Source organism: Halorubrum sp. DM2 (genome assembly GCF_901686465.1).
In the GTDB taxonomy this organism is placed as follows: domain Archaea; phylum Halobacteriota; class Halobacteria; order Halobacteriales; family Haloferacaceae; genus Halorubrum.
In genome coordinates this window covers 3,065,010-3,084,225 of sequence record NZ_LR594487.1, presented here as the reverse complement: position 1 = coordinate 3,084,225, position 19,216 = coordinate 3,065,010, and the positions used below count along the sequence as shown (strand labels likewise).

The window sequence follows — 19,216 nt, the reverse complement described above, 5'->3', positions numbered from 1 at the left end:
CAAATGGAGGTGCCGGAAGACGAACGTGCCGTTACGCCGACCGTCGGTGTAGTTCTGATCGTCGCAATCACGGTTATTCTCGCGGCAGTTGTCGGTGCGTTCGCGCTCAGCGTCGCAAACGACCTCGGCGAGAAGCCGACTTTCGCCGCTCTTGAGTTGACCTTCGATGAGGAACCCGCCTCGAAGCCGGACTACAACAAGTTCCGCTGGGAACTCGGGCTCACAAACGAGGGGGGCGAAACCGTGGACGCCGACGAGATCGTGGTCCACCTCGACCACGGGGATCAGCGGGTCACCGGCACGCTCGACAGGTCGCTCCGACCGGGCGAACGGGTTGAACTAACGATCGTTCACAACAACCAGAACAACGACACGATCCCGGACGACGTCGCCTGCTCCGACATCAACGTGGCGTGTCGACTGGCCGGCGACGACGGCAACTACCCTGATGATGACCGGATACGACTCCAGATGATACACGAGCCGTCGGGGTCGATCCTCTACCGCGAACGAATCGGAATCTCCGGTGAGTACGGGATATTCAACGGCGATCCCAGCGATATCGAGATCACGGACGAGACGCTGACGTTTGCGTAGCGCACCGCGACGCGATCGGTCGCCTCGCCTCAGTCGTCCGCGGTCGCCTCGGGGCGGTACGCCTCGCTTATTTTCTTCCACTTCCCCGAGCGGAACCGCAGGTAGTTGATCAGCGCCGGGATCGTCGTCTCGGCCATGAACGCGAGATACAGGCCCCACAGGCCGATCGCGGGGAGCGCGACCTCCGGGATCGTGAACCCGACGAACGGGACCTCGGCCGCCTGAATCGTGACCCCGACGAGCGGGACCTCCACCGCCGGGATCGCGAGGGTTTCGGGCACCGTTATCGCCGGCGTCGCGTCGTGCGCGCCGACGTACGCGAGCGGGATCGACACGCAGAACATGCCGAGGAACTGGCTGGCGAACGGTATCTTCGTGTCGCCGGCGGCGTCGAGCGGGCCGGCCGCGCCGCCGGAGACACCCTGAAAGATCACCGCGGCACAGGCCGCGTACACGAGGTTCACAGCGATCGGTATCTCCGGGCTGTTCGGCGATTGAGCGAACAGCGAGACGATTTGGGTCGCGAAGACGGCGATCAGCACCGCGGAGACGGCGTACGTCGCGACCGAGAAGCGAATGATGTCGCGGGCGTACGCCTCCGCCTCGTCGGGGCGCTCGACGCCGAGCTCCTGCCCGACCAAACTGGAGGAGGCGAGGCCGAACCCCCAGCCGGGGGTGTTCATGATCCCCCAGATGCGGCGGGCGATGACGAACGCGGCCACGGTGTTCTCGCCGAACACGTCGAGGATGGCGAGCATGGGGAACTCCGCGGCCGTCCACACGAGGTTGCGCGCGCCGACGGGGACGCCGATCTCGACGAGGTCGCGGAGCATGTCGGGGTTCAGATACGAGCCGGTCGGGTCGATCGCGACCGGGAACTCCCCGATCAGCGGGGCGCTGCCGCGGACGAGCCCGACGGTGAACCCTCCGACAGCGAGGACGTTCGAGAGGACGGTACCGATCGCGGCCCCCTCGACGCCCCAGCCGAAGCCGAAGATGAACAGCGCGCTGAGGACGATGTTGGCGACCGCGCCGCCCGCCCGCACCTGCATCGCGGTGTAGGCGTCGTCGCAGCCGACCAGCACGCGGCTGCCGACGAGGTTGAGCGCGGCGAACGGGACGCCGAGTCCGACCACCCGGAGGTAGTCCGCGCCGTAGGCGATCGCCCGCTCGTTGCTGCTCAGCACGTCGATGAACGCCGGGGCGTACGCCCAGAACGCCGCGCTGACCGGGACGGTGATCGCGACCGCGAGGAGGACGCTCGACCGGACGGCGTCGCCGAGTTCGACGAACGCCTCGGCGCTGAACCGCTGGGAGACTAAGGCGATGGTGCCGCCGGCGACGCCGCCGCCGAACGCGAACGCGAGCCCCCAGTAGGGGCCCGCGAACCCGACGCCGGCGACGGCGCTCGTGCCGACCGCGACGCCGACCATCGCGACGTCGACCGCGTTCTTCGACATCCGCGCGATCCCCGTGACGATCCGCGGCCACGCGAGGTCCGTGGTCCGGACCACGCGGTGGCGGTCGATCAGGCCGACCCGAGCGAGGGCGAACCCGATGTAGAGGATGAGCGCGCGGAAGGGGTTCGGGAGGTTCGACAGGCGAGACACGGCGGGTGCGCTCCTTTTCCGCTGGCAACTAAAGGGGTTTCGTCACGCGGCAGGCGGTTCCGGATCGAGGAAGGGGGCGGCGCGGTCGGGTCGCTGCTATGCTCCGGAGACCAGATAGACGGAGGCGGCGGCGAAGACGATGCCGAGCCCCTTCCGAAGGGTGAACGACTCGCCCAAGAAGAGGAAGCCGATCACCGACGAGAAGACGAGGAACATCGCGAAGATGGGCGTCACGACGCTCACGGGACCCAAGGAGAGCGACCGGTACAAGGCGAGGATCCCGACGCCGAGGAAAAAGCCCGCGGCGAGCACGTGCGGCAGCTTCGGCGAGGCGAGGTGCGTCGTGAACCCCTGTCCGGTGTAGGCGATCACGCCGACGGCCATCACGATCAGCAGCGAGTTCGAGACGACGACGGCGACGTCGCTCGGGATCGCGTTCGGTCCGGTGGTGGCGACGCGCATCAGCGGGGAGACCAGCGCGTACGCGCCCATCGCGAGCAGCGCGTACGGGAGATACGTTGTGGCCGTAGCGTCCATACGACGAGGTCGCCTTCCGGCGGCAAGTGCCTATCGACCCTCGTTCGACGGCGATTCCGCCGCACCCGATTCGTCGTCCGTCCGGTCGCATCCGGCGATTCGCTCCCCGCGGTCGCTCCCGCCCGCTCCCGACCGATCGACTGGAACAGACACCGTCACCGTCGTCCCCCGCGGCTCGCGCTCGGCGAACGATATCCGGCCGCCGAGGTGGTCGACGCCCCACTTGACGATCCACAGGCCGATCCCGCTGCCGTGCCGGAGCGGCGTCTCGGTTCCGCGGTCCAACACGTCGTACTCGGCCGGGTCGATACCGGGGCCGTCGTCGGCGACGGTGACCTCGACCCACCCGTCCGCGACCGCCGCGTCGATCCGCACCCACGGCGTCTCCGCGTCGTTGTGTCGGACCGCGTTCGAACAGAGGTTCTCCAAGACGACACGCAACACCAATGGGACGGTGACGTCCGGGATCCGACCGGTCTCGACCCGGGCGTCGGGGTCGAGGCTCCGCGCGTCCGCGACGACTTCGTCGACGACGTCCGGAAGCGGCCCCGACTTCCCCTCCTCGGTCGGGTCGAACAGCTTCCCGGCGGTCCGGGTGCGCTCGCTGAGTTCGAGCATCCGCCCCGCGCTCTCCTCGATGATCGAGAGTGCGCGCTCGTCGGTCGGGTTCGCCCGTAACTGCTCGGCGTACCCCAAGATGAGGTTGGTCTCCGTCCGCACGTCGTGGCGGAACACTCGGTTGAGGACGTTGAGCCGCTGCTGCTGACCGAGGTACGCCCCGACATCGTGGAAGGCGATCACTCTGGCGGTGGTGCGGTCGTGGTCGTCGACCACGCCCCTGACCGTCACCTCGTACGGCCGCTGCCCGTCGCGTCCGACTAACGATATCGGTCGCGGCGACCCCCGGTCGTCGTCGAGTTCGCGCACCGCGTCGTATCGGGGAACGACCGCGCCCGCTCGCTCGCCGATCGCCGCCTGGCGGTCGATGCCGAACGTCTCGGAGGCGCTCTCGTTCAGATCGACCAGCAGGTCCTCAGTGCCGACGACGAACACGGGGTCGTGGAGCTGCTCGAAGACGAGCTGGCGCGCGCGGCGGCGCGGGGCCGGCGCGAGCGTCAGCAGGCGGAACCGCGACAGCGCGAAGAGGTACGTCACCCCCGAGACCGCGAACACGATCGGCGTGGGGTCGAGTCCCGGGATCGGGATCGCCCCGGTGAGGTACGCGACACTGCCGGCCCACGGCGCGGCGGTGCCGATCAGAAGCGCCGCGCTCTGTCCCCGGAACGGCCGGGCGTCGTCGCGGATCAGCTGAAACAGGGGGACCGACCCGACCGCGCCGAGGAGGTAGGTGTAGCCCGCGATGACGTAGTACAGCGGTCCGGGGGCGACGTCGAGGAACGTCCCGACGGCGGTCTCGCGCACGGCCCGGTCGACGGCGAGGAGGTTCCCGGGATCGCCGGCGGCGGCGACCGCGACCGTGGCGACGGGGATGACGGACACGAGCGAGACGGAGAAGGGTGTCACGTACCGGTCGTATCCGGTGTACGCCAGCGCGAAGAAGAGCCACCCGACCGGAATCGCGACGACCCCGACCCACTGGACGTCGTACCACAGCGCCTTCCCGGGGAGCGTCGCCGCCTCGAGTTCGAAGACGAGGAACGTCGCCCACCAGACCTGTCCCGCGAGGAGGACGGCGAGCCACGTCGCGCCCGGTTCCGGCCGCTCCCGCCACGCGAGGATCGCCGCCGCCAGCCCGACCGTCACGGCGACGAGGAGCGCGATTGAGAGGGGGCTCAACGCTGTCATGTCGTGTCCCACGGTTATTGGATTTATAACTCATCGGGTCGAATTATTTCGACCAAAAATCGGGTGACGCGCCCGCGAAACCGGGTGCGCGGCGCTCACCAGCCGAGTACGAGGAGAACGGTGCCCGCGACGAGGTAGCTACTGTCCGGCGCGACGCCGAGCGTCGCCCCGTCAAGTCGGTCGGCCAGCGCGGTGACGGCCACCGAGACGGCGAGGCCCGCGGCGAGCGCGACGAGGGCCGGCCGCGACGCGGTCCCGGTCGCGGCGAGGGCCGCCAGCAGTCCGGCGGCGACCGCGTCGACGCCGAGCAGCACGTGACGCGTCCTCGCGACGCCGCAGACGACGGGGAGCGTCGACACGCCGCGGTCGGCGTCGGCGGCGATATCCCGCACGTTCGGTATCTCGACGTCGACGAACGACCGGACCGCGACGTAGGCGAGGAGTAGCGCGACCGTCGGCGTTCCGACGGCCTCGATCGCCACGCCGCCAAACGCGAGCGGGGCGGCGACGACGGCGACCGCCCACGCGAGCGCGACCGCCGCGGAGTTGAGGAGGAAGACGTCTTTCAGCCGCGGGACGGATATCTCCCCGAGCGGCGCGGCCAGGTCGCCGAGGGCCGGCAGCCAGTCGGAGGCGTAGCCGATCCACACCGCGCCCGGAACGCAGACGAGCGCGAGCGCCGCGGGGCCGGCGCGGACCGCGAGCGCGAGCGCGACCCCGTAGCTCACGGCGGCGGCCGTCATCAGTTGATCGCCGTAGCGGAGGGCGATTCGCGCCCGCGAGGGCGTCGAACCCACGTCGCCCTCGGCGTCGGCGACGTGGTCCGCGGCGTACACCGCGAACGCGACGAGTCCCACCGCGACCGGCGCGGTCGACCGTGGAACGCCGAGCGCCGCCGTCGCGACGGCGACCTCGACGGCGGCGACGACCGCCGTGAACGGCGCGCCCGCCGCGAACGCGGCGACCCCGCGGAGCGCGCGGGTGGTCGGTACCGAACGATGCTGCTCTGCCGTGCCGTCTGGCGTCGACGGGCTGGTCGGTTCGTTTGGCATGAACGCGTCCGTCGCCGACGGCGACGAACACGAGGAATGAGTCGTCGAACGGTATCTATCCACGCCGTGGAGTGTTAATAAAACTCGACGAAGTCCGTGATTTGCTCGGCCGAGCCGCCGCCACGTCCCGCGCCGGGTTCGGGCTTCAGTACGCTTTTGACTCGAGCGACCAATCTGTCGCGTATGGACGGAACCTTCGACCACGTGATGATCCGCGTCGAGGACTTAGAGGAGAGCCTCGACTGGTACCAGACGCACCTGAACTACGAGGAGAAGGGCCGCTGGGAGGCCGACACGTTCACCAACGTCTTCCTCGGTCCCGAGGACGTCCACGAGGACGGCGCGCTCTTGGAGCTCACGTACAACCACGACGGCCGCAGCTACGAGATCGGCGACGCGTGGGGCCACATCGCGGTCCGCGTCCCCGAGGACGCGCTTCAGGAGTCGTACGACGGGCTGATCGAGGAGGGCGTCGACGACTACCGCGACCCCGAGTCCTGCGGGAACCGCTACGCGTTCGTGAAGGACCCCGACGGTCACGAGATCGAGATCGTCAAGCGCGACCACGGCGCGAAGTGGAGTATCGACCACACGATGGTCCGCGTCGAGGACGCCGACGAGGCGCTCGGCTACTGGACCCGCAAGTTCGAGTACACCGAGGTCCCGGGCCGCTGGGAGGCCGACACCTTCTCGAACTACTTCGTCGCGCCCGAGGACGCCCCGGAGGAGGCGATGAAGCTCGAACTCACGTACAACTACGACGGCCGCGAGTACACGATGGGCGACGGCTGGGGCCACGTCGCGGTGCGCGTCGACGACCTCGACGACGCCTGGGACGCGCTGCTGACCCGCGAAGCGCCCGACTACCGCGACCCCGCGTCCTGCGACCACAACTACGCGTTCACGAAGGACCAGGACGGCCACGAGGTCGAACTGGTCACGCGGGACTGATCGACTCTCCGTTCACGCGGCGGACTCGACGCCGGTGATCTCGAACCGCGCGCCGCCCGCCTCGCTCTCGGCGACGCGGACCGACCACCCGTGCGCGTCGGCCACCTGCTCGACGATCCGGAGCCCGAACCCGGTCCCCGACTCCGAGGTCGAGTAGCCGGCGTCGAACACCGCCTCCCGCTCGTCCTCCGGGATTCCCGGCCCGTCATCCGCCACGTAGAATCCGTCCGGAAGCGTTCCGACCGTGACGGTCACGTCGTCGCCCCCGTGTTCGACGGCGTTACGCATCAGATTCTCCAACAGCTGTCTGAGTCGGCTCTCGTCGGCCCGGACGCTCAGCTCGGTCTCGACGGCGAGGGCGGCGTTCGACGTGTCGACGTTCGCCCAACACCCTTCGGCGACATCGGCGAGTCGGACGGTCTCCGTCTCGCTGACCGTCTCGCCCTCGCGGGCCAGGGTGAGCAGGTCGGAGATCAGCGCCTCCATTCGCTCGTGAGCCGCGGCGGCCGCGGTGAGGTGTTCGGAGTCGCACTCGTCGGCCGCGAGCTCCACCCGCCCCTGCGCGACGTTGAGCGGGTTCCGAAGATCGTGCGAGACGACGCTGGCGAACTCCGTTAACCGGTCGTTCTGACGCTCCAGCTCCGCGCTCCGCTCGTGTAGCCGGCGGGTGCGTTCCGCTGCCTGAAACGCGGTCTCCACCGCGGTCGCGAGGATCCGCGCGAGGAACTCGTCGGTCCCGTCGAACACGCCCGGCTCCGTCTCACCTATCGAGAGGGTTCCGAACTCGCCGATCGGCAGGATCATGAGGCTTCGGAGGGGCGTGTCCGCGTCGAGGGCGTCCATCTCCCTGATGTCGTCGTACACGCGCACCTCGTCCGCCTCGAACGCCGCCCAGTTGAGGCTCCCGCCGCCGGCCGTGAACGTCTCGCGTTCGGGTAACAGCTCCGCCGCGGCCGTCGAGACCGCCGCCGGAACGAGCCCCCCGGCGTCCGCGTCGTGGACCCGGACGGTGACGACCGAGAATCCCAACACGTCTTCGGCCGCCTCGACCGCCCGCTCGGCGATCTCCTCGCGCGACTCCGCGCGGATGAGCCTCCGGGTCGCGCCGTGGAGCCGCTCCAGCCGCCGCTCCCGCTCCGCGCGGTCGAGCGCGGCCTCCAAGTGCTCCGAGAGGATCTCCGCGACGAGGACATCTGTGTCGGTGAACTCGTCGGCCGTCGGCGCGGAGATGACGAACAGTCCGTGGTCGCCGATCGGCCGCAACACGAGGCTCTCGGCCGGCGTCTCCTCCGATAACGGCTCATACGCCGAGACCTCGTCGATGACGACCGACTCGTCCCCGCGGAACGCCTCCCACGCGAGGGCGGCCCGCGTCTCCGGGGGCGCGTTCCGCTCGTAGGTCGGCTGCTCGTCGAACAGCATGGGCACCGAATCGCCGAGCGCGGCCGGTTCGAGCCGGTCACCGTCGTCGCTGCGCAGGTGGATCCCGCTCAGCCCGGCGTCGACTAAGTCGTCGACCGCGTCGACCGCTAGCTCCGCCGCCTCCTCCGCGGTCCGGGCGTAGTTGAGCTCTCGCGTCCACTCGCGGAGCCGCGCCAGGGTCCGCTCGCGCTCCTTGCGATCGGAGACGTCGCGGGTGTTGACCACGTACCGCCCGACGGCGCGGTCATCGAGCCGGCTGTTCCCGACGGACTCGACCCAGCGATAGCCGCCGTCGGCACACCGGAGCCGGTACTCGATCGGGCTCGTCGGGGACTCACTGTCCAGGGTCTCTTCGAACAGCCCGAAGACGGCCTCCCGGTCGTCGGAATGGACGTACGAGAACGCGTTCTCGCCTATCATCTCCTCCGGGTCGTGTCCCAAGATCCGCTCGACGGACGGGCTCACGTACTGGAACGTTCCGTTGGCATCTAACGCCGCGACGATGTCGCTGGAGTGCTCGACGAACGCGCGGTGTCGCTCGCGCTCGGTCACGTCCCGGAGGATCCCCACGAACCTGTGTTCGCCGTCCTGCTCGAACTCTCCGAACGAGATGGAGAGGGGAACCTCGCGGCCGTCTCGGTGTCGGCCCGGGAACTCGACCGCGGTCCAGTCCATCGTCGACTCGCCGGTCTCGACGTACCGGGCCATCGCCTCCTCGTGGAGGTCGCGCATTCGATCCGGCATCAGCCTCGTTAGCGGTCCGCCGACGAGCTCCTCGGGCGCGTATCCGAGCAGCCGCTCGACGGCCGGGTTCGCGAACCGCACCGTGCTGTCGTCGTCGACGGTGAGTATTGCGTCCCGCGAGTGGTCGGTGATCGCCGCCAACTGCCGTCGCATCCGGTCGGCGTCCCGCTCGGCGCGGCGCTTCTCGACCGCCTCGACGATCCGGTTCGCCAGTCGCTCGTACCGCTCGGTCCCGCCGCGCTTCTGGATGTAGTCGGTCACGCCGGCGGAGATGGCCTCGCTCGCGATCTCCTCGGATCCCCTTCCCGTGTGGAGGATAAAGGGGAGTTCGGGGTCGCGCTCGCGGACCGCTTGGAGGAACTCGAGTCCGTCTCGGCCGGGCATCTCGTAGTCGGAGACCACGCACTCGACGTCGAACTCGTCGAGCGCCTCCAGCCCCGTCGCCGCGTTCCCCGCGGTCTCGATCGCGATCCGGTCGGCCTCGCGTTCGAGGTACGAGGCCGTGACCGCGAGGAGGTCCGGATCGTCGTCGACGAGGAGGACCGAGATGCGGTCGGACATACGTCTCACGTACCCATGACGGTATTATAACAGTTTGGTCGCGTGTCGGACCGTCCCTCTCGATCGACCGCTCGTGTCGGTTACTCCTCGTTCGCGGGGCGGAAGACGACGAGCCGCTCGCCGTCGGTGACGCGCTCGCCCACGTCGACCGTCACCCGATCGCCGATCGCGGGGTCCGGGGCGGCGTCGCCCCCCTCGCGGTAGACGCCCGTCAGCCGTGTCGGACCGAAGTCGACCACGGCGGTCGCGTACGGGGCGTCGTCGGCGAAGCGCGGCGACGGGACGTGGACGACGCTGTACGTCTCGACGGTCCCCGTCCCGTCGAGCGACTCCCGAGAGAGGTCGGCGGTGCCGCACTCGGGACACACCCGCCGCGGCGGGAGCGACCCGTGGCCGTCCGGACAGGCGAGCGCGAACCCGTCGCCGTCGGCCAGCGCGTCGAGCCACTCGGCGTACTCGCGGTCCGTCGAGGCCGCGTCCGCCGACCCGTCCTCGTCGCTCATTCCGCCACCTCCAGCACGTGGACGACCGCGCTGGCGACCGTGCCGCCGGCGTTGTGCGCGACGCCGACCTCGGCGTCGGGGACGTGTCCGCTGTTGGGGTGGTCGCCCCGGAGGAGCCGCGTCAGCTCCGCGATCTGCGAGCCGCCGGTCGCGCCGACCGGGTGGCCCTTCGCCTTCAGCCCGCCGGAGAGGTTCACCGGGAGGTCGCCGTCGGCGGTCGTGATCCCCTCGCGGGCGGCGGAGATCCCCTCGCCCGGCTCGAAGAGGCCGAGCGACTCCAGCGCCAGCACCTCGGCGACCGTGAAGCAGTCGTGGACCTCCGCGACGTCGACCGCGCCGGCGTCGATTCCGGCGTCGGCGTAGGCCGCGTCGGCCGCGTCGTCGGCGGCGGGCGTCCGCGCGAGGTGTTCCCGGTCGCCGAGCGCCATCCGGTCGGTCCCCTGTCCCGTGCCCGTCACCGCGACCGACGCGTCGAGGTCGTGTTCCGCCGCGTACTCCTCGGAGACTAACACGAGCGCGCTCGCGCCGTCGGTGATCGGACAGGCGTCGTAGAGGTGGAGCGGCTCGGCGACCGGCGGCGCGTCCATCGCCTCGTCGACGGATATCTCCTCGCGGTACTGGGCGTACTCGTTCGGCACGGCGTTCGCGTGGTTCTTCGCCGCGACGTGCGCGAGGTCCTCGCGGCTCCCGCCGTACGCCTCGAAGTAGGCGTTCGCCATCAGCGCGTACGCGCCGGGAAACGTCACGCCCGCCCGGACCTCGAAGAGGTCGTCGGCCGCGATGGCGAGCCCCTCCGTCACCTCGTCGGTCGGGAGGTTCGTCATGCGCTCCATCCCGCCCGCGAGGACGACGTCGGCGTCGCCCGCCGCCACCGTCCGCACCGCCTCGCGAACCGCGACGCCGGCCGACGCGCACGCCGACTCGTAGCGCGTCGCCGGACACCGGACCCCCGCGGCCTCGGCCATCAGCGGTGCCTGATGGCCCTGATGCTCCGCGAGCGCGCCCATGAAGTTCCCGTAGTTCAGCTCCTCGACGTCCGACCTGTCGACATCTGCGTCCTCGAACGCCCGCAGCGCGGCCTCGCCGAACAGGTCGCGGCCGCTCCGGTCGGGATGCTCTCCGAAGCGCGTGAGTCCGACCCCGGCGACGCGTACGTCAGTCATACACGAACGATGATCGACGATCCGATTTAGCTCTGCCGGAAGCGGGGGTTCCGGTCGTCGAGCGGGGGTCCCGGTCGTCGAGCGAGGTTCCGATCACCGAGCGGGAGCGAACGAGCGAAGAGAACGGAACGAAGTCGTCGACCGAGCCCGTTCAGCCGATGTACCGCAGGTCGTCGTCCGGCACCGCCGGGCCCTCCTGCATCTCCTGGATCTTTCCGACGACCTCCTCCATCTCCTCGGCGCGGTCCTCCAGGCTCTCGTAGTCGACCGAGAAGTCGAGGACGGCCTCCAGCGTCTCCAGCACGGCCCGCGCGCTCTTCGGGTCGACCAGGTAGCCGCTCGTCTCGCCCATCAGGCAGGCGGCGTCGAACCCGCGGCGGCCGCCGAGCCCTAAGACGAGCCCAGAGACGCCGACAATGCCGCCGGCCGGCTCGTCCGCGCGGAACTCCACGCCCGCGTCCTCCAAGTCGTCGACGAGGGCGGCGTCCGAGACCGCCCCGAGGACCGTGTACTCCTCGACGAGTTCGCCGGTGGGGACGCCCCCGAGCGCGAACGCCCGCTCGGAGCCGAACTCCTCCGCGATGTCGAGGAACGTCGAGGTGAGCCGGTAGTGACCCGCGTTCGACCCGGCCTGGTGGTCGCCGGTCAACACGAGCAGGTCGGCACCGTCGGTCTCGACGGCGTGGAACTCGGCGCAGGTCAGCTCCGCGACCCCCTCGTCGTCGACGCTCACCTGCGGCGGGAACTCCGTGGCGTACACCCGGCGGACCAGCTCCCCGTCGAATTCCTCTAACAGGTGTTCGGCGGCGAGTTTCCCCACGTGGCCGACGCCCGGTAGTCCCTCGATCAACACCGGGTCGTCCAGTTCCGGCGTCGCGACCTCGTCGATCTCGATGTCCTCCATACCGCACCCGTCCGTGCGGCGCTCACAAGAGCGTGGCTATTCGCACGCGGACGCCGTCCGCGACAGCCGATGCGCGGGAGTCCTACTCCGAGCCGCGTCGCCGCGCCCGCCGCCGGTACTCGCCGTACGGGTCCTCCGGTCCGAACGGGGCCGGCGCGCTGTTCTCGGTCGGACCGTCGCACTTCGGGCAGCGGTTGCCGAGCGCGTACACCGGTCGGTCGTGAACGGCCTCCCAGTTCGCGCAGACGCGGATATCTGATTTCACGGGTGAAAAGGCGTCGCGGCGTCGCGCCGCTCGCGGTTACTCGTCGTCTTCGCGTCGCTCGCGGTGGAACCCGCCGATGCCGCCGGCGGCTTCGATCGACTCGCGGGCGCGCTCGGCGGCGGCTTCGAGCTGTGACTCCGCCGTCTTGTAGTTCGGCGCGCGGACCTTGATCCGGTACTCGGGCGAGCCCACGTAGCCGACGTCGAGTTCGACGCCGTCCGGGATCTCGCCGTTCCCCTCGGCGGCGGCGAGCGCGTCGCGGACATCGTCGACGCCGTCGGGGGCCGCCGATTCGAGGTCGACGTATCCCGTCACGTCGACGTACGGAACGGAGACGTTGTCGCGGGCCGCCGTGACGATCGCGTCGACGGTGTCGTCGTCGACGTCGACGTCTTCGAGGGCCTCGTCGCCGCTGATCGCGGCCGCCTCGAAGGCGTCGTAGAGGCTCTCGTACTCGACGAGGAGGGCGTTGGCGACCGCGGTGTAGCGGTCGTCGTCGACGTCCTCGCCGAGCGCGATCTCCATCCAGTTGTCGGCCTTCTGCGAGTTCTTCCAGTCTTGGATCGTCTCCTTGCGCTGGTGCTCGTTGACGTCTTTGATCGACAGGTCGATCTGGCTCGACGACTCGTCGACCTCCAGCACCTTCGCGACGACCGTCTGTCCCTCGCGGACGTGGTCGCGGACGTTCTTGATCCAGCCGGAGGCGACCTCGCTGATGTGACAGAGGCCGCGCTTGTCCTCGTACTCGTCGAGGTCGACGAACACGCCGAAGTCCGCGATCTCGTCGACGTCGCCGACCACCAACTCGCCGGGTTCGGGCCAGCCGCTGTACTTCATGACGGAGCGGTGAGGCTGTTACCGCGCCTCAACGGTTTCGACGATTTCGCCGTGGAGCGTGGCCTCTCCGCCGGTGGGGGTCGCGAGGGTCGTGCCGCAGACCGCACACGACACCGTGGAGGAGGCCTTGCCGAAGACGACCTGTTCGTTCTCGCAGTCGCCGCAGGCGACGCGGTGGAAGTTTCCCGCCATGCTTACTCCTGGAACGTGAGACGGCCGGCGCGCCATCCCTCGCGCATGTGGGCCTTCCCGCAGTCGCCGCAGCGGTACTTCAGGTGGGTCTTCTTCGTCGGCTTGTCGCCACCGGGCACCTTCGAGTACCCGCCGGCGTTGCCGATCGTCGCGAGCGCGCGGCGTCGCTGCCGAGCGTCGCGTTTCATTCCGGTCGCGCGACCCGATCGAACCTTCTCCACCTCGTGCTCGTGGTGCGAGTCACAGTGGGGGCAGTACGTGTTGAAGCGGCGTGGCATTTCCATGGATATCGACCTTAAGGCGCGGTTCGTCGCCGACGCTTAAAACGGGTTTGGTATGGCGCGCGCGAGGCCGTCCGTCCCTCACTCCTCCCACTCCGCGACCGCGCGCACCGGCGATCCGTCGCCCCCGCGCAGCCGGAGCGGGAAGGCGTACAGGCGGAACCGCTCGGGGAGCCCGTCGAGTCTACAGAGGTTCTCGACTATCGGGAGCGAGCCGCCGAGCAGGACATCGTGTGCGGGAGTGCCGTCGGGTTCGTCGCTGTCGATCTCGGTCGATTCGCCGTCTCCACCGCCGGTCGGGGTCGGGTCCGGCCCGAACGTGTCGAGCCCGACGCCGACGCCCGCCTCCCGGCAGCGCTCGGTCGCCGCCGCGGTCAGGTACGGGTGGTCGCGGTACCGTTCCGACCCCCAGCGTGACGCCCACCCGGTCCGAACGAGGAGGAGGTCGACGTTGTCGTCGAGCACGCACAGCTCGGGCAGCGCGTCGGGACCGACGGCCTCTCGCGGATCCAGCGGCCGGAGGTCGACGAGGCGGGCGTCGAACGCGAACGCGCCGACCTCCCGCTCGTCGATGGCCTGCCCGTCTGAAAGGGTGTGTCGCGGCGCGTCGACGTGCGTCCCCGCGTGCGTCCCGGTGCGGAGTTCGCTCGTCGCGTAGCCGTCGGCCTCGTGGGTCGCGTCGGGCGCGAGCGTCACGTCGGGGTCGCCGGGGTAGGTCGGCATCCCAGTCTCGATCGGTCGCGAGAGGTCACGGAACACGGCGGCCGTCGGACCGCGTCGGGGTTAAGTCGGTCGCCGTCACCCCGGGTGTACCTCGGTCGCCGTCACGCGGGTTCCGCGGCCCGAACGTATATCCTCCGCCCGCCGCTGAGTGCCTCCATGTCGGAACTGCCCTTGGACGCGTACTACGACCTGACCCAGATCGGCGAGGTCGCCGTCTCCCCGACCGGCGACCGCGTCGCCTTCACCGCGACCGAGTACGACCAGGCCGCGGACGAGGCGGTCTCCTCGCTGTTCGTCGTCCCGACGGACGGCTCCCGCGAGCTGCACCGGCTGACGAGCGCGTCCGGCGCTTCCGCGCCGACGTGGGGACCGGACGGCGACCGCCTCGCGTTCGTGGCCGCCCGGGAGCGCGACGCCGAGCGACGGGTCGGCTGGCGCGAGCGAGACGACGAAGACGCGGCGGGCGACGACTCGGAGGGCGAAGACGACGAACCGGACGACCACGGAGGCTCCGAGGACGAGGACGAACCCCTCGGAAACGGCGACAAGGAGCCGAAACCGCAGGTGTGGCTGTTCGACCTCGCGCTCGGGGGCGACGCCCGGCAGGTCACCGAGCGCGACGAGGGCGTCGCCGGGTTCGACTTCTCGCCCGACGGCGACCGACTGGTGATCGAGTCGCGCGACCCGACCGACGAGGAGTCGGCGTACCTCGATCAGGTGCGCGAGGAGGGCGGGCCGATCGAGACGACGCGGCTCCAGCACAAGGTGAACGGCGCGGGGTGGACCGACGACGTGACGCGGTACCTCTTCGTGGTCGACCTCGACGACCCCGAGAGCGACGCCCGCCGCCTCGACGACGCGTACGGCGGCGGCGCGTTCGAAGACCTCGCCGGCATGGATCCGACGTGGGGACCGGACGGCCGGATCGCCTTCACCGCCTGTCGCCTCGACCGCCCGGACGACACCACCGTCCGCGACCTCTACGTCGTCTCTCCCGACGGCGGCGACGCGGAGCGGCTCACCGGCGGCGACCTCGCCCACGGTGCGCCGGCGTGGCGGCCCGACGGCGAGGGGATCGCGACCGTCGCGAGCGACCCGGACGACCCGCCCGCCCCGGCCGAGGTGTACCTCGTCGACGCCGGCGACGGGGGCGACCGCGGAGATCCCGTCTCGCTCACCGCCGACCTCGACCGGACGGTCGCCCGCGGCGGCGAGCCGACGTGGGTCGACGGCGCGATATACACGCGGATCGCAGACGAGAGCAGCACTCGATTGGTCCGAGTCGACGTCGACGACGAGGGGGCCGGCGGCACCGCGGAGCGCGTCTTCGAGGCGCAGGGCCGCGACCGCGCCATGGCCGCGTTCGACGTCGACGACGACGGCTCGACGGCGGTGACGGTCCTCTCGCACCCGACCGACGGGAGCGACCTGTACGCGGTCGACGTCGACGACCTCGACGCGGCCGCCGAGCCGGACTCCCTCCGGCGGCTCACCCGCGTCAACGAGTCGCTCACGGAGGATTTCTCGATGCCGACGGCCCGCCGCGTCGAGTGGGAGTCCGACGGCTGGACGCTCGACGGCGTGTGCTACCACGACCCCGAGGTCGACCCCGACGAGGGCGATCACCCGCTGGTGGTGGCGATCCACGGCGGGCCGATGTCGTACGACGAGCCGGTGTTCAGCTTCGCGCACGCCGCGCTGACGAGCCGGGGGTACCTCGTCTTCCGGCCGAACTACCGCGGCGGCACCTCCCGCGGCCGGGCGTTCACCGCGGAGCTGACCGGCGCGTGGGGAACCGCCGAGGTCGACGACATCGCCGCGGGCGTCGCGTCGCTCGCGGACCGCGGCTGGATCGACCCGGACCGCGTGTTCGGCTACGGCTTCTCGTACGGCGGCATCGCGCAGGGCTTTCTGGTCACGCAGGAGCCGGACCTGTTCGCCGCGGCAGCGCCGGAACACGGCATCTACGACCTCCGCTCGGCGTTCGGGACGGACGACACGCACGTCTGGCTGGAGGCGGAGTTCGGCCTCCCGTGGGAGAACCCCGCGGCGTACGACGCGTCGACGGCAGTCCTTGACGCCGGCAACATCGAGACGCCGCTGCTCGTGATGGCCGGCGGCGAGGACTGGCGGTGTCCCTCCTCGCAGTCGGAGCAGCTGTACGTCGCCGCCCGGAAGCAGGGGATCGACGCGGAGCTGGTCGTCTACCCGGAGGAACACCACAACATCGGCGACCCCGACCGCGCGATCCACCGGTTAGAGAAGATCCTCGACTGGTACGAGACGCACGATCCGGCGGTCGACGCGGACGGAGCAGACGGCGCGTAGATCGCTCAGACCGCGAATTCCTGACTTATCGTGACGGAGCCCGACGGGACGTGGACTACCCGGACCACGATTCGGTCGCCAGCAGTGAGCTGACACTCCCCCCCGGTAAGCCGGAAGCCCAGATGCGACCCGGCTCCGAGCGTGTTCGACGTGCGCGAGTCGAGAACTCCGAGGTCAAGCCCGGTCTGCCCGGAGACGATGCTCTCGTTGATCGGCCCGGATGCGACGTTCGAGTCGGCGAATCGCCCGGCGTTGTTCGAGGGATCCTCAGGCAGATTAATCAGCCGTTCGCGTTCCCCGCAGGTGTCGGTGGCGTCGATGGCTATCTCCGTCTCCTCGACCGGGACCGGATCCCCGGCGACGTGCGTGATGCGCACGATCCCGCCGTCGGAACCCTCCTGTACCACGAGCTGTCCGCTGGACTGCGAGACGTAGGGACCCGGGTCTTGAAGCTCGTCCGTAACGCCCAGCGCGAACACCGAGAGGGTCGCCGAGAGGACCACCACGATCGCGACGAGGAGAACCGTCGAGACGACCGACGTGACCCCTCTGGAGCGTTCGGGCATTACACGGTCTCCGTAGCCCGTTCACGAAAGTCCAACGTTTTCGGACGCGGCCGCCGCGGGCGTCGCCGCGACCTCAGTGCTCGACGAACTCGACGAGGACGCCCCCGGTCGATCCGGGGTGACAGAACGCCACCTCGTGGCCCCACGCGCCGGGGCGCGGCTCCTCGTCGACGAGGTCGATGCCGAGGTCGCGCGCGTCATCGAGCGCGGCCGGGAGGTCGTCGACCGCGAGCGCGACGTGGTGAACGCCGGGCCCCTCGCGGTCGAGGTAATCCCCGATCGTTCCGCCGGCGTCCGGTTCGAGCAGTTCGAAGTAGCCGCCGCCGTCGAGTTCGAGGAAGACGATCCGCATGTCGTCGAACGTCTCCTCGTGGGCGACCGGCGCGTCGCACAGGCCGCCGAACAGGTCGGCTAAGTCGGTGGCGTCGCGCGTGGCGACGCCGACGTGGTCGAAGCGCATACGTCCCAAGACGAGTGCCGCCGACTTATACGGTGCGCGGGGTCCGCGTCCGCGCCTCGCTCAGAAAACGCAAAGCTTTGGGTGAGTTCCGAGAGTAACGGCGAACGGTTCCAACAGTGAGCAATTCACAGAACGACGGTTCGACGGACCAGATGTCGTCCCGGAGCGTCCTCGACTCGCTGCTCGAAACCGGGCTACACGAAATGCGGCGGGAGCGGTCCGGCCTCCTGCTCTCGGGGCTGTCGGCGGGGCTCGACATCGGGTTCGGCCCGCTGATGATGGCGGTGATCTTGACCCTGTCCCCGGGGGGATTCGGTGACCTGCCGACCGAGCTGCTGTTGGCGAGCGTCTACTCCATCGGCTTCATGTTCGTGATCTTGGGGCGGTCGGAGCTGTTCACCGAACACACGACGCTTGCGGTGATCCCGGTCCTCGACGGGCAGGCGTCGTTCGAACAGCTCGGCCGCCTCTGGGGACTGGTGTACGTCGGAAACCTCGTCGGCGGGCTGTTTTTCACCCTTCTCGTGATCCTGCTGATGCCGGAACTCGGCGTCGTCGACCCCGCGTCCTTCGAGAAGATCGCGTTGAAGCTCGTCGACCACGATCTCCCGTGGCTGTTCGTCGGCGGCGTCTTCGCCGGGTGGCTGATGGGCCTGCTGGCGTGGCTCGTGACGGCGGCGCAGGACACGACCGCCCGGATCCTCCTCGTGTTGATCGTCACCGGGACGATCGGCCTCCTCCACCTCCCGCACTCGATCGCGGGCAACGTCGAGGTGCTGTTCGGGCTGTTCGTCTCGGACGCGATCACGCTGACCGACTACGCCGGGTTCCTCGTGTTGGCGACGATCGGCAACGCCTTCGGCGGCGGGGTGTTCGTCGCGCTACTGAAGTACGGCCACGTCGTTCGCGGCGCGAACTAATCGAAATGATTCAGCTCACGTCATTTGATATGTACTTAATGTAGTACTCCGTGAGTAAGTCATTGATATATTCATGGACAAGTCCAACAAAAATAATCTTATATATCTGTGATGCGGCTGTAATTATTATGGTTGAAATAACTATCCACAACATACTATAACTAAGAACAGCACTCCCTGAGGCGTACTGCTGTATAATAATTATTGCTAATAAAACATATGAAATAATTATAGACATTCTGATATTTCTACTCAGTTCGTATAGTGACTTATGCCGTAATGTGTCCACGCTTAGGTCACCTCTGAGATCCTTTTGTAATATCTTATATACCTGAATGTGTCCCGATTTTCGCGTATCAAGATCAAACCTTTCGGCAACATCATCCCAAAAGAACTGACACTGATCAGTCCAAACCATATCCGGGGTATCCCACGAGGATATTTTTAATTTCATTAGGAGAGATTCTATCAGATACGAATTATTTGTTTGCGGATGGTAGTACTGATACTGCTCTCTAAATTCGCGTGGAACTCCCCCGTTTGCCCTACGAAAATATCGTATTGCTTCCCCAAAGCCAAACCAGACTAACAGCAGTACTGGCACAATAACTGTTATATCCGATGCCACATTTTGAGGTAGGCTACGGTTCGTCTCATAATACCCGTACAGCATGTATGGTCCAGCAACGATTATGCTACCAACTGCGCCCGGAATAACTCTTGAATATATATCTCTCAGGCTAAATCCGAATAAACCGCTTGGCATACATCTCAAAAATTAGTAGATCGTATTA

20 protein-coding genes are annotated in these 19,216 nt (G+C 68.5%); 4 read left to right on the top strand and 16 right to left on the bottom strand.

Annotated features, from left to right (window positions below; all coding sequences use genetic code 11):
• Nucleotides 1–3 precede the first annotated feature (3 nt).
• Nucleotides 4–597, top strand: coding sequence for a type IV pilin domain-containing protein (locus QOL69_RS15490; RefSeq protein ID WP_283403895.1), 594 nt, complete (start codon nt 4–6; stop codon nt 595–597).
• Nucleotides 598–626: 29 nt separating this feature from the next.
• On the opposite strand, the gene QOL69_RS15485 is transcribed toward QOL69_RS15490, so the two are convergent.
• The 4 genes from QOL69_RS15485 to QOL69_RS15470 form a co-directional block, all read right to left on the bottom strand.
• Nucleotides 627–2,198: an MATE family efflux transporter gene (locus QOL69_RS15485; protein WP_283404254.1), complete on the bottom strand. Its 1,572-nt coding sequence runs from the start codon at nt 2,196–2,198 to the stop codon at nt 627–629.
• 105 nt (nt 2,199–2,303) lie between these two features.
• Nucleotides 2,304–2,744 carry an EamA family transporter gene (locus QOL69_RS15480; protein WP_048077292.1) on the bottom strand — a complete coding sequence of 147 codons (441 nt, stop codon included), beginning with the start codon at nt 2,742–2,744 and terminating at the stop codon, nt 2,304–2,306.
• A gap of 30 nt (nt 2,745–2,774) precedes the next feature.
• A complete protein-coding gene (locus QOL69_RS15475) occupies nt 2,775–4,550 on the bottom strand; it encodes a sensor histidine kinase (protein ID WP_283403894.1) in 1,776 nt (591 codons plus the stop codon).
• 95 nt (nt 4,551–4,645) lie between these two features.
• Nucleotides 4,646–5,602, bottom strand: coding sequence for a UbiA prenyltransferase family protein (locus tag QOL69_RS15470; protein ID WP_283403893.1), 957 nt, complete (start codon nt 5,600–5,602; stop codon nt 4,646–4,648).
• Between the two features lie 183 nt (nt 5,603–5,785).
• On the opposite strand from QOL69_RS15470, the gene QOL69_RS15465 reads away from it, so the two are divergent.
• Nucleotides 5,786–6,553: a VOC family protein gene (locus QOL69_RS15465; protein ID WP_283403892.1), complete on the top strand. Its 768-nt coding sequence runs from the start codon at nt 5,786–5,788 to the stop codon at nt 6,551–6,553.
• Nucleotides 6,554–6,565: 12 nt separating this feature from the next.
• On the opposite strand, the gene QOL69_RS15460 is transcribed toward QOL69_RS15465, so the two are convergent.
• The 9 genes from QOL69_RS15460 to QOL69_RS15420 form a co-directional block, all read right to left on the bottom strand.
• The gene (locus QOL69_RS15460; protein WP_283403891.1) at nt 6,566–9,280 is read right to left on the bottom strand and encodes a hybrid sensor histidine kinase/response regulator; all 2,715 of its coding nucleotides are present in this window, start codon (nt 9,278–9,280) and stop codon (nt 6,566–6,568) included.
• An 80-nt stretch (nt 9,281–9,360) separates the two neighbouring features.
• The gene (locus QOL69_RS15455) at nt 9,361–9,783 is read right to left on the bottom strand and encodes a Zn-ribbon domain-containing OB-fold protein (RefSeq protein WP_283403890.1); all 423 of its coding nucleotides are present in this window, start codon (nt 9,781–9,783) and stop codon (nt 9,361–9,363) included.
• Complete coding sequence (locus tag QOL69_RS15450) at nt 9,780–10,946, bottom strand: thiolase domain-containing protein (RefSeq protein WP_283403889.1); 1,167 nt, start codon at nt 10,944–10,946, stop codon at nt 9,780–9,782. The genes QOL69_RS15455 and QOL69_RS15450 overlap by 4 nt, the downstream gene beginning before the upstream one ends.
• A gap of 151 nt (nt 10,947–11,097) precedes the next feature.
• Nucleotides 11,098–11,850, bottom strand: a complete 753-nt coding sequence (locus QOL69_RS15445) for a proteasome assembly chaperone family protein (protein ID WP_283403888.1) — start codon at nt 11,848–11,850, stop codon at nt 11,098–11,100.
• Nucleotides 11,851–11,932: 82 nt separating this feature from the next.
• Nucleotides 11,933–12,115, bottom strand: a complete 183-nt coding sequence (locus QOL69_RS15440) for an RNA-protein complex protein Nop10 (RefSeq protein WP_283403887.1) — start codon at nt 12,113–12,115, stop codon at nt 11,933–11,935.
• 36 nt (nt 12,116–12,151) lie between these two features.
• On the bottom strand, nt 12,152–12,952 hold the full coding sequence (locus tag QOL69_RS15435; RefSeq protein ID WP_048077287.1) for a translation initiation factor IF-2 subunit alpha: 801 nt from the start codon (nt 12,950–12,952) through the stop codon (nt 12,152–12,154).
• 18 nt (nt 12,953–12,970) lie between these two features.
• On the bottom strand, nt 12,971–13,144 hold the full coding sequence (locus tag QOL69_RS15430) for a 30S ribosomal protein S27e (RefSeq protein ID WP_283403886.1): 174 nt from the start codon (nt 13,142–13,144) through the stop codon (nt 12,971–12,973).
• Nucleotides 13,145–13,146: 2 nt separating this feature from the next.
• Complete coding sequence (locus QOL69_RS15425) at nt 13,147–13,428, bottom strand: 50S ribosomal protein L44e (RefSeq protein ID WP_004595867.1); 282 nt, start codon at nt 13,426–13,428, stop codon at nt 13,147–13,149.
• Nucleotides 13,429–13,506: 78 nt separating this feature from the next.
• Nucleotides 13,507–14,184: a cyclase family protein gene (locus QOL69_RS15420; protein WP_283403885.1), complete on the bottom strand. Its 678-nt coding sequence runs from the start codon at nt 14,182–14,184 to the stop codon at nt 13,507–13,509.
• Between the two features lie 120 nt (nt 14,185–14,304).
• Between QOL69_RS15420 and QOL69_RS15415 the strand changes: the two genes are divergently transcribed.
• Nucleotides 14,305–16,476 carry a S9 family peptidase gene (locus QOL69_RS15415; protein ID WP_283403884.1) on the top strand — a complete coding sequence of 724 codons (2,172 nt, stop codon included), beginning with the start codon at nt 14,305–14,307 and terminating at the stop codon, nt 16,474–16,476.
• Nucleotides 16,477–16,481: 5 nt separating this feature from the next.
• On the opposite strand, the gene QOL69_RS15410 is transcribed toward QOL69_RS15415, so the two are convergent.
• Nucleotides 16,482–17,042 (bottom strand): archaellin/type IV pilin N-terminal domain-containing protein, encoded by a 561-nt coding sequence (locus tag QOL69_RS15410; RefSeq protein WP_283403883.1) that lies wholly within the window; start codon nt 17,040–17,042, stop codon nt 16,482–16,484.
• A gap of 73 nt (nt 17,043–17,115) precedes the next feature.
• On the bottom strand, nt 17,116–17,502 hold the full coding sequence (mce, locus tag QOL69_RS15405; RefSeq protein WP_283403882.1) for a methylmalonyl-CoA epimerase: 387 nt from the start codon (nt 17,500–17,502) through the stop codon (nt 17,116–17,118).
• 116 nt (nt 17,503–17,618) lie between these two features.
• On the opposite strand from mce, the gene QOL69_RS15400 reads away from it, so the two are divergent.
• Nucleotides 17,619–18,422, top strand: coding sequence for a formate/nitrite transporter family protein (locus tag QOL69_RS15400; protein WP_283403881.1), 804 nt, complete (start codon nt 17,619–17,621; stop codon nt 18,420–18,422).
• 10 nt (nt 18,423–18,432) lie between these two features.
• Here QOL69_RS15400 and QOL69_RS15395 read toward each other — a convergent pair whose 3' ends face one another.
• Nucleotides 18,433–19,188, bottom strand: a complete 756-nt coding sequence (locus tag QOL69_RS15395; protein ID WP_283403880.1) for a hypothetical protein — start codon at nt 19,186–19,188, stop codon at nt 18,433–18,435.
• Nucleotides 19,189–19,216 lie beyond the last annotated feature (28 nt).